Below are 10133 nucleotides of genomic sequence, written 5' to 3'. Positions count from 1 at the left end.
GATGGTTTACCCACTGCTGTTACTATATTTCACCCAACTGAGAACCGCTATATTAATTTTTGCGTATTATGTTAATTTTTGTAAAAAAGGTAGTAGTATGTTTTTGCGACATTATTTAATACAATTGGGTTGTTAATATGAGGGATATTGATATGTAATATATGTATAGTTAACGCTTTTGAATCATAGATAAACACCAGCAAAGCTTTTTCAATACTGGTGTATAAGGGTTTTAAGTAGTATTCTAGGTAACTTTAATTAAGGTGGTAGAGATATTAGGTAGTGATAGCTATTAGCTTGATACCTTTCTTAATTCATTCATCTAGGAAAGGTAATTTTTTAAACCCTCTGCATACTAGTATTTTACTGCTAGTGTTGTTTTTATCTGGACAGCAAGCCTTCAACCTCTTGATAGCACGCTTAAATCATGAGGCATGTGAACAGGTAACTCATGCTTTATTTGTAGGGCGAGAAGGAGAACGTCTACTCAATGCTGTGATCGATAATCAAGAAAAAGGTTTTATAGAAAATTCTAGTCAGGGACGAACTAATCCTATAGATTATCGTCAGAAGAAGCCCACCTTCCACAAAAGCTTCAACCATCTGTACAATCTCGTACAAGACAACCCTGCTCAAATAAAACGACTCAATAAAATTAAATATATCTATAACCAGTGGCAAAGAGAGTTGAAGCAAAAAGCGCTTTCTGGTTCTGTAAGGAATTCTGCTTCGACAAAAAGCACTTTATTTGATTCTTTGCACAACGAGATTGGGAAACTCATTCAGCACGAAGAGATGCTTTTGAGAGTTCGCAAAAATCGTATACAGCGCTTGAACAATGTTAACACTGCGATAAACATTTTCAGTACATTAATCATTTTGTTAATAGCAATTTTAAATATCCAGTTGTTGCATTGGCGAGTCAAACTTCCATTAAACAAACTGACACAAGTTTGTAAACTTTGGCAAGCGGGACAAATGGAAGTGCAACTCTCCCATTCTTCTATAGATGAGATCGGGCAACTAGCTGGAGTTCTTAACGCGATAGCTGATAAGACTCGTCACCGTCAACAAAGTATTGAAGTGCGTAACCAACAGCTTGAAGACATGATATCTGCACTTTCCCACGACCTACGTATTCCTTTACTTGCCACTCGTAACACTTTAGACTGTATGCTCAGAGGAGCTTTTGGTTCAGTCAATGACACTTGGAAGGAAGTTTTTGAAGAGTACCATGAAGCTAATGAGGATCTGCTTAAGCTTGTGGAACTCCTCTTAGATATCTCCCGTTATGAAGCAGGCAGCGCTTGTTTAATGTGCGATCGCCTGAATTGGGAAAAGATTTTAATTAAAGTAATTGGTCAGATAAAAGCAACATCTACACGTGAGTTAGGCTTTGTTTGTAAAACTTCTCAATTGCTGCCAACTGTCTATGGTGATGAATTAGAAATTCAAAGGGTTTTACAAAATTTACTTGATAACGCTATGCGGGTAAGTAAGCCTAACGGCGAAATTCTGATTGAGATAACGCCTTATGAAGAGGAGCAAGTGCGGATTTCGGTGCGTGATTACGGTTCGGGAATTGCACCGCAAGCTCAGGAAAAGCTGTTCCACCGCTTTATTCAAGGACGAGGGCATCGTGGAAGAAGTGGGCTTGGTCTGTATTTATGTCGTCAAATTATTGAGGCTCACCGAGGAAAGATTGGCGTTGAAAGTTCTCTTGGAGAAGGAAGTACTTTCTGGTTTACTCTCCCAAGTGCCATAAATAAAGCTGATTGCAACGATGAAAAGAATACAACCAGATGTACCAAAAATGATACCTAATATTGACGAAAAGAAAACTGTGCGGGTTCTATTAGTTGACGATCATGCTTTAATCCGCCGAGGGATGAAAGGGCAATTTAGCCTGGAACCCGGTTTTAATATAGTTGGAGAGGCATTAGACGGTGGAGAGGCTGTTGAATTAGCTAGCCAACTCCAACCAGATGTAGTTTTAATGGATATCGATCTACCAGTTATGGATGGGATTACAGCCACCCAGCACATAAAAAGTAACTGTTTGACTACTTGTGTTCTAGCCTTAAGTGCCTTCGACGACGATATCCAAGTCATGGGGATGCTTGCAGCTGGTGCTGATGGTTACTGTCTTAAAACCATTGAATGGGAACAGCTCATCGCCGTCATTCAATTGATACTTCAAGGTGGTGCTTATTTAGATCCTCTAATAGCTCAAAAAGTTGCTCGGATGCTTAGGTCAACCGTTGTCGTTCCCGATGTTCCTGTATCTCAGGTAATAGCGCAACCTATTCTTAGTAATCGTGAACGCGAGATTCTTAAACTTATTGCACAAGGGCGCTCAAACCAGCAAATTGCCAACCAACTCTACCTCTCACTCGGAACGGTCAAGTCTTATGTACGTATGGTTCTCAACAAACTTAGCGTTGACGATCGCGTTCAAGCAGCAGCTTTAGCCGTACGCCAAGGGTTGATATAAGCTTAAAGGAATTTATGTAAACAGGCAGATAATTCTGTAAAAGTGGTAGCTAGTGGTGAGATGTCATTCACGAGTTGTTCTGACCACAAAATGTAAGGCTGAAGTAGTTGATGTTGGAATCGCTCAGGTATGGGCAAACATAGCACCAATACATGAGGTTCAAACAAAGTTATCTCTTCAGGCGTGGGAATACAATAATATGGAAAAACTTCTGCATTTTGTTTTAGGCAATGACTGCTGACGCGCTGCACGGTCATGACATTGCTACCAACAACCATAATTCGGTGTCTTTTCATATATTTTGACTTATCTTCAAACGGGAAATTCCTACTATACAATGGTTTTAGCGATCGCAAAGGAAGTGCGATCGTCAGCGTTGAATGAACGTAACAATAAGGCTTTGGGCGAATAAGTTGAGCTAAATCATCAGTTAAGAGCAAAAAAATAGAAAGAATAAAGATTTATTTTTTCCCAGAAAGGCTCAAGTCTTTAACAGATCAAAAGCATAAGCAATTAAATTGCAATCTGACAAGTCCACAGACTGCCATTATTACCTGATTATGGCAATGACGAGATAAACAAAACTTCTTACTTACTACTTGAAATATTTTTACTCAACATAATCATGTGTTCAACATCAATTCTACGTGGCAATAATTGTTTTTTATCTTATTTCTGTAGTCCTAAAATCTCTGATTTTTTGGTTTTTTATGTGGTGTAGTCAGTCAATCGGCGTTAAAAAACAAAGCTATGTGAAGAAATGTAATTTTACCAAATAGCTTATAAATTGCTTATTCTACAGTTTTGAAAAAATTAAACATACGTTTGTTTTATCGTGCCTACTATCTTATTATGAAATTTAGACTATCTGTACGCTACAGCCAAACGGATAGTTAGCTGGATAATTTTATTCCTCGTTAGGATACTGTATAAAAAATAATTTAAGTAGCCATCAGATAGTATTTTATATCGGTATTTGCGTACGAAAGTATACGTAAGGCTTCACTAGGTCTTTACTCAACCTTGTGAATATACTCTCAATTCGGATCAAATCTTTTATGGTACTTACACATTAAAAAGTTAGGTATCTCAAAAGCCCTGACAGATCAAAGATTTCAGTTTTGTTGCAGGTAATCCTCACTTACCAGCAGCCATAATTGTTTGTGTCGATTAATGTATAACACTGTCAGTAAATTTCCGGTGAGCTGAAAATATGGGCAATGCTCTGAATTCTACTATTTTGCAACTCCAGATGGCGAGCATTAAATTATATGGCAGACCGAGTTAGTTTTCTCGATACTGATTTTGATCGTATGGCTTTATACGAAGCAATTGAACTATTACTGGTGCAGTTGCTAAAGCGGCAGGGTGGTCGCGTGTATTATGCCAACGCCCACACGATGGTAACTGCTGCCAAAAATCCAGCATTGGCAAAAGCATTAGAGCAGAGTGATTTATTGTTAGCAGATGGGAGCGGAGTCCGTTGGGGTAGCGCTTTCTTGGGTACACCATTGGTGCATAATCTAAATGGCACTGATTTAGTTCCGGCTTTATGCAAAGAAGGGGCAGCAAAAGGTTTATCAGTCTATTTTCTAGGTGGTAAGCCGGGTGTAGCTGAAGAAGCGGCAGCTAACCTCAAGAAAGCATATTCTGGGTTGATAATTGCCGGAACTCAGGACGGCTATTTTCCTGAAACACAAACGCAGCAAGTATTAAATGCTATTCGGATAGCCCGCCCTCACCTGCTGTTAGTGGCAATGGGCGTACCCCTACAAGAAATTTGGATTAACCAATACGCTAGCCAATTGCCCAGTATCACTTGTATGGGTGTAGGGGGTCTGTTCGATTTTATGGCTGAACGTGTAGCCCGTGCCCCCTATCTAATTCGCTCTGTTGGCATGGAGTGGCTGTGGCGACTGGCAATGGAACCGAATCGACTTTGGGAGCGCTATCTTCTAGGCAACTTTATCTTTTTACGTTTAGTACTAAGCTACGCGTTTGCTCGACGCCAAAGTGAAGAACAAAGTAGCCAAATCACATTAGCTGCACCAAATAAGTCTGGATTTGAAAACGATTTGAACTTTTAATTCATCACCAAGACTGATTAAAAGTTGCTTGTAACACCACTCTTTGGGTGATTCATCTAGTCAAAATAGATTTTATAGATAGTTCAGGCTTAACCGCTTTACTTAAAGGGGTTTCGTCTATACGTTCAAGTGCCTGTAGTTCGGTAATTTGCAATTTGCAAGCACCTGTTCGGATGATCTTTGAACTGACTCAGATGGATTCAGTGTTTGAAATTTATGAGAATTAGGATGCCATCGTAACGATGTTGAATGCTTAAACATGAAGTATTGATCGCTACCGTCATTGCAAATATATTAAAGAACAGATTGACTGGTGACATGTTTACTTGCTTAACCTATTAGAAAATCTTATTCCTGGTTTTACAGGTTATTGAAACAAGTAAATGTACAGACGATCGAGTTCCTAAACTTACCTGCTGAAACTGCAATTACTATGTCTAATACCTTTACTTCCCATCCTTTTAATATGCAAGTTCTAGATGATACCCATACTGTTCCTAAAGTGAAACTTCCAGTTCATCCCTCTGTAATCAGTAAAGCCAAGCGAATGATCGACATCTTGGGTGCTATTATCGGGCTATCGATTACAATATTCGTAGCAATTCCTGTGGCGATCGCGATTAAGTTAGATAGCCCAGGTTCTATATTTTACAGTCAAATTCGCTGTGGTTTGAATGGGCGTCACTTCCGAATTTGGAAATTCCGTTCGATGTCAGTTGGAGCTGACCAACTTAAGTATCTAGTTAAGAATGAAGCTCAAAGCGATCGGATATTCAAAAATGAGAATGACCCTCGCATTACCTGTGTCGGAAGGTTTCTTCGCCGCACTAGCATAGATGAACTTCCTCAGTTCTGGAACGTGCTGCTGGGGGAAATGAGTCTAGTAGGCACCCGCCCTCCCACTCCTAATGAAGTGATACACTACTCAAAGCACCACTGGGAACGGTTGAATGTCAAGCCGGGTATGACTGGTGAATGGCAGGCTCATGGTCGCTCCAGTATTAAAGACTTTGAAGATATTGTTCACATGGACTTAGACTACCAACGTAAGTGGTCTATCGTTTATGATATTAGTCTAATCTTCAAAACTTTAAAAGTTGTGTCAAATAAGAGCGGTGCTTGCTAACGTACAGTTAATAGAAAAAAAGTTATAAGTTGCACTCAAAAATAAGCTTGCAACAGTTGCTCTAAAATTGCATAGGCGAATGCGAGTGCGTCTCCAAGAGTTGCCCGTCGTAAACATTGCAGATTGAAGTATTGTCTCTGACTCAATTAGAGGATTTAAGAGGTTGTTTGAAAAGTGTTTTTTGTGACTTTAACCACTTTTAGATCCCCTTTAACCCACCTTAAAAAGGGGCGAACTGGAATCAAATTCCCCCTTTTTAAAGAAAATTTAAAGGGAGTTAAAACTTTTGATACCGACAACAAAACTTTTCAAACATCCTCTAAGCTCGACTTTATTTAAAATTAAGAATTTGGTTATCCTTATAGAGCATTTTGTCAAAGTTATTTTTTTAATGAACCGCATTCGCGCAGCGTCTCGTTAGAGAAGAGCGCAAAGGACGCGAAGAAAGAAAAAGAAGGAAGAAATACTTAACTGAACTGTATTGGGATAAAGTCGAGCTAAGTGAGGCGCTATTAGATTTATCGACAGCAGCGGATTCGATCGGCTGGTTCAATAGTGTTAAAGAACGCTGACCAATTTACTCAACTTCCTCACAATGAATTAACAGCTTTTCCATCGTTTCTGCTAGAGAAATCAATTCTGTCCAAGAGGAGCCACTAACTAAATTTTGAGCGTGAGCTAATCGGTTTCGCAGCTGTTCAGCAGACTTGAGGAAACGTTCGCCAAACCGTTTTGATTTTAGTCCTAGTTGCTGGAGAAGTTCTGGTTGATTTAAAATCAACTCTCGCTTGTCACAGAATTGTAAATAATCTAACAAATCGGTGGCTTCGTTTCTTTCCTGACTCTCTCGCCATAGTCGTTGAGCAACTTCTAAGCGCTCAGGTTTAAGGACTTTTTGCCAAGAATCTTGGGGATAGTAAATTCGCACCAGCCGCAGCAAATTCATTTCTAGCAGCGTTACTAAGCCAAACAGTAGCATTCGCACGGGTGCTTTCTGCAAATCACCACAGGTAACAATACCACTGACCTGATTGCAATCTAAGACAAATAATCGCGGAGTTTGTTGCAAAATGGGTAGCAACTTTATCAGTGGGGTGGAAATGGCAATTAGTTCTTTGGGATGAAACACCCGTTGATAGTCGCTACATTTACCTTTTTTGTCTGGAATCAAACTAGAGCGTTCTACATAACCGCTAACAATATCTCCCGTCTCAACGCCGATAACATCAAAATTTTGTGCTTGCATCCAATGCAGCACTTCTTTCGCCTCCGCATCAGCAGGCATAGCTTTTAGGGGTTCTGCCACGTATTCAATGGTGATATTGTTCTCAAATAAACTTCGCAGGTCTTGAGAACGTGATTTTAGGTGTTTCATCCCCCAGCTGTGAACTCACGTTAAATAATCCTACGGCACTGACGCGATCGCCAGTGGAATTTTCTGCTAGATTATCCTTGCATAGGCATTGCTATCCCAACAAAGACCATAAACTTCACGCTATACCATCTTAGTTGGTAATAATTTACTGATGATTTAGACAATTTCAAGTAACAAAATATTTCGCATCTAGAAAAAAATAAATATATATATAGTTTACTATATGAGATTAATTGATTAATTTGCGATTAAAATGCCGAAAACTCTGACAAAAAATGTTATTACTAAGACTACGTAACGAATTGATACTTTGTAGAATTTTACCAAGATAACCAAAATTGATAATAATATTATTATGCCAAGAAAAGAACAAGGATGGGTTACATTTCAAACCTCAGAGGACGAGCGGAAGATTTTAGAGGAGTTCTGCGAACAGTCTCAACGCACTAAGACTGAGATTCTGCGGGAACTTGTGCGTAGTCTCACTCAGCATTCCTCAACATCAATATCACCAGCAACTCAGCAGGAACAACAGGAAAATATTGACTACACTCAAAAGCCTGATATAGAAAGTAGTATTCAAAAGAAATCACTAAAAGTTAGCTCTCGCAATATTCTTAAAGGTGTGGTTAAACGAGTTGTTTATGGAGCAGTTAATAGTGAGGTTACTCTGGAGATTATTCACAAAGTAGAATTAACTTCGATTATTACCAGAGCTTCTGCAGAAGAGTTGGAATTATCTGAGGGAAAAGAAGCTTATGCAGTTATTAAATCTAACGATATTGTTATTGCTAGAGAATAGAAATACGTTGATTTTGGGTGTTAGATATTAATACTACGCTTGCACCACGAAATCTGATGCACTCAGAGTTGGCGCTCCAGTCAGAGTTGCAAATAGACCGCCGTTACCAAAACCAGCCGCACTACCATTTTGATTGTAAAACAACTGCCCACTCACAGCGTCGTAGATAATTTTCGCCGTACTAGCCGCCCCTGAAGAAGTGATTGTAAAATCATTGGCATTACTAAAACCTGTACCTGGAGTTGAAATAATAGCACTAAAAGTAGTTTTATCCAGGATAATCTTATCGCCTTGGGAATGTTTGAAATCAGCGATCGCATCAATACCCACAACAACGCTAGTAAAAGCAGTATTGGTGTTGTACAGAAATCCGTCAGCACCCCCACCACCTATAAGAATATCATCGCCAGCACCACCGATGAGAGTATCATTACCAGCACCACCCCGCAGCAAGTCGTTGCCACTCTTGCCGTCGATAGTGTCATTACCTCCCTGACCATTGACCACATCAGCAGAGTTGTCAAAACCCGTCATGCTGTTGTCGAGATCGTTAAGGAATGTCACCGTGTTCTTGTTGAACAGGCTAGTTTCAGTGGAATTGGCATCGAAGACATCAAAACTGTCGATGATGCTAGTTTGCCCATCAAACAGGATATTGCTAAAAGCTGGTCTTGCGTCTTCAAAAGATGTTGCTTCTGAACCTGGCACGTTATCCAGGTTTTCTAAGTCAAAGTTTTGCAGAGTGACTTTGGTATTAGCCACATTTTCAAAAGTGATTTCCAAGTTGTTGCCGTTTTGAGTTAATTGCAGATTTTGGGCAGTTAAGCCACTCCCAGTAAATTCCAAGGTGTCCACTTGACTAATCACAGCCGCCGATGGATTTTTACCTTTACCTACGCCACCAAAATCGGTGATGGTGTCGTTGTCATCACCTTGGCGAATAATAAACTTGTCTCGACTACCATTGCCTGTGAGGGTATCGTTACCAGCTTTGCCATCGATGATGTTTTTGCTAACTGAGCCGACAAGAGTATCTGCACTAGGCGTTCCCGTCACGTTAAAAGTGCCGACCCCAATATTTGGCCCCCCAAACAACACATAGCTTTGCCTATTGCCTCCGCTTATAATCAGATCGTTAACACCATCGTTGTTGATGTCACCTCCATAACTTGAAGCACCAAAATCAGCGTTACTTCTAGTAATATCCTCAAGGGTGAAGCCATTAGTGCCATTCAAATCAGAGAGGTTGAGGTTGCCACTATTGCCTACATTAGTCCCCCCAAATACTACATAGACTTGCCCAGCAGAACCTATAGTTAGGTCGTCAATACCATCAGCGTTGACGTCTCCCGCATTGCTAATTGAGGAGCTGGAGAAGCTATTCTCAGTAATACCGTTAATAGCAAAGCCATTAGTACCATTCAAGTCAGAGAGGTTGAAAGTGCCGCTAGTGCCAACATTATTCCTTCCAAATAGTACATAGGTTTGCCCAGCTTGAAAAACGCCGTTGGCGGGGGCACGAAATCCTCCTATAATCAGATCGTCAATGCCATCGTTGTTAATGTCCCCCGCATTGCTGACTGAGAAGCCTGATTCATTACCTGCTGCAATGCCGTTAATGGCAAAACCATTAGTACCGTTTAAAGAAGAGACATTGAGGATGCCGCCACTGCCGACATTTTTCCCTCCAAAAACCACATAGCTTTGCCCAGCATTCTCCTTGCCGTTGGGGGAGGCAAAATATCGTCCAATAATCAGGTCGTCAATGCCATCGTTGTTAATATCCCCCGCATTGCTGACTGAGGTCTCGGATTTGATGTCATCCACAGAGTTAATCACAAACCCATTAGTGCCATTCAGGGATGAGGGGTTAAGGGTGCCGCTACTGCCGACATTTTTTCCTCCAAACACCACATAGCTTATGGGAAGTCCTCCAATTCCCCCAATAATTAGGTCGTCAATACCATCACCGTTAATGTCCCCCGCATTGCTGACTGAGTCGCCTATGGTGTCAATTTGATTAATACCGGTGATGGTGAAGCCATTAGTGCCATTCAAGTCAGAAAGGTTAAGGCTGCCGCTACTGCCGACATTCCTTCCTCCAAACACCACATAGCTTTCCCCAACTTGATTGATGCCGTTGCGAAATGCGTAAGGCGCCCCAATAATCAAGTCGTCAACACCATCATTGTTGATGTCCCCCGCATTGCTGACTGACGTGCCTGAGTAATCATTTGCAGCAATACCGT

At 40.6% G+C, this 10133-nt stretch carries 9 protein-coding genes; 6 read left to right on the top strand and 3 right to left on the bottom strand.

Going from position 1 to position 10133, the window contains the following annotated elements:
• Positions 1–372 precede the first annotated feature (372 nt).
• Together ACFE93_RS32545 and ACFE93_RS32540 are read left to right on the top strand one after the other, a co-directional pair.
• The gene (locus ACFE93_RS32545; RefSeq protein ID WP_375479920.1) at positions 373–1824 is read left to right on the top strand and encodes an ATP-binding protein; all 1452 of its coding nucleotides are present in this window, start codon (positions 373–375) and stop codon (positions 1822–1824) included.
• Complete coding sequence (locus ACFE93_RS32540; protein ID WP_375479918.1) at positions 1784–2494, top strand: response regulator; 711 nt, start codon at positions 1784–1786, stop codon at positions 2492–2494. Before ACFE93_RS32545 ends, ACFE93_RS32540 begins: the two co-directional genes overlap by 41 nt.
• Positions 2495–2496: 2 nt before the next feature.
• Here the strand turns inward: ACFE93_RS32540 and ACFE93_RS32535 are convergent, their stop codons facing one another.
• The gene (locus ACFE93_RS32535; protein WP_375479916.1) at positions 2497–2790 is read right to left on the bottom strand and encodes a hypothetical protein; all 294 of its coding nucleotides are present in this window, start codon (positions 2788–2790) and stop codon (positions 2497–2499) included.
• Positions 2791–3765: 975 nt separating this feature from the next.
• Between ACFE93_RS32535 and ACFE93_RS32530 the strand changes: the two genes are divergently transcribed.
• From ACFE93_RS32530 to ACFE93_RS32520, 3 genes are all read left to right on the top strand, one after another.
• Complete coding sequence (locus ACFE93_RS32530; RefSeq protein WP_375479914.1) at positions 3766–4581, top strand: WecB/TagA/CpsF family glycosyltransferase; 816 nt, start codon at positions 3766–3768, stop codon at positions 4579–4581.
• A 47-nt stretch (positions 4582–4628) separates the two neighbouring features.
• On the top strand, positions 4629–4808 hold the full coding sequence (locus ACFE93_RS32525; RefSeq protein WP_375479912.1) for an STAS domain-containing protein: 180 nt from the start codon (positions 4629–4631) through the stop codon (positions 4806–4808).
• A 239-nt stretch (positions 4809–5047) separates the two neighbouring features.
• Positions 5048–5707, top strand: coding sequence for a sugar transferase (locus ACFE93_RS32520; protein WP_375479922.1), 660 nt, complete (start codon positions 5048–5050; stop codon positions 5705–5707).
• A gap of 577 nt (positions 5708–6284) precedes the next feature.
• Here the strand turns inward: ACFE93_RS32520 and ACFE93_RS32515 are convergent.
• Positions 6285–7082 carry a hypothetical protein gene (locus ACFE93_RS32515; protein WP_375479910.1) on the bottom strand — a complete coding sequence of 266 codons (798 nt, stop codon included), beginning with the start codon at positions 7080–7082 and terminating at the stop codon, positions 6285–6287.
• 355 nt (positions 7083–7437) lie between these two features.
• Here ACFE93_RS32515 and ACFE93_RS32510 point away from each other — a divergent pair, with 355 nt between their 5' ends.
• Positions 7438–7884, top strand: coding sequence for a molybdopterin-binding protein (locus tag ACFE93_RS32510; RefSeq protein ID WP_375479908.1), 447 nt, complete (start codon positions 7438–7440; stop codon positions 7882–7884).
• Between the two features lie 33 nt (positions 7885–7917).
• Here ACFE93_RS32510 and ACFE93_RS32505 read toward each other — a convergent pair.
• Positions 7918–10133, bottom strand: a 2216-nt coding sequence (locus ACFE93_RS32505; protein WP_375479906.1) for a hypothetical protein, incomplete at its 5' end; no start/stop codon positions are given.

Origin of the sequence: uncultured Nostoc sp. (assembly GCF_964247315.1) — a bacterium.
Taxonomy (GTDB): domain Bacteria; phylum Cyanobacteriota; class Cyanobacteriia; order Cyanobacteriales; family Nostocaceae; genus Nostoc.
This window is presented reverse-complemented; position numbering and strand designations above follow the sequence as displayed.

What these genes read in the sequence shown, in the direction of transcription:
- ACFE93_RS32540 (WP_375479918.1), top strand. Translation starts at nt 1,784, where the DNA reads ATGAAAAGAATACAACCAGATGTACCAAAAATGATACCTAATATTGAC.
- ACFE93_RS32535 (WP_375479916.1), bottom strand. Translation starts at nt 2,790, where the DNA reads ATGAAAAGACACCGAATTATGGTTGTTGGTAGCAATGTCATGACCGTG.
- ACFE93_RS32530 (WP_375479914.1), top strand. Translation starts at nt 3,766, where the DNA reads ATGGCAGACCGAGTTAGTTTTCTCGATACTGATTTTGATCGTATGGCT.
- ACFE93_RS32520 (WP_375479922.1), top strand. Translation starts at nt 5,048, where the DNA reads ATGCAAGTTCTAGATGATACCCATACTGTTCCTAAAGTGAAACTTCCA.
- ACFE93_RS32515 (WP_375479910.1), bottom strand. Translation starts at nt 7,082, where the DNA reads ATGAAACACCTAAAATCACGTTCTCAAGACCTGCGAAGTTTATTTGAG.
- ACFE93_RS32510 (WP_375479908.1), top strand. Translation starts at nt 7,438, where the DNA reads ATGCCAAGAAAAGAACAAGGATGGGTTACATTTCAAACCTCAGAGGAC.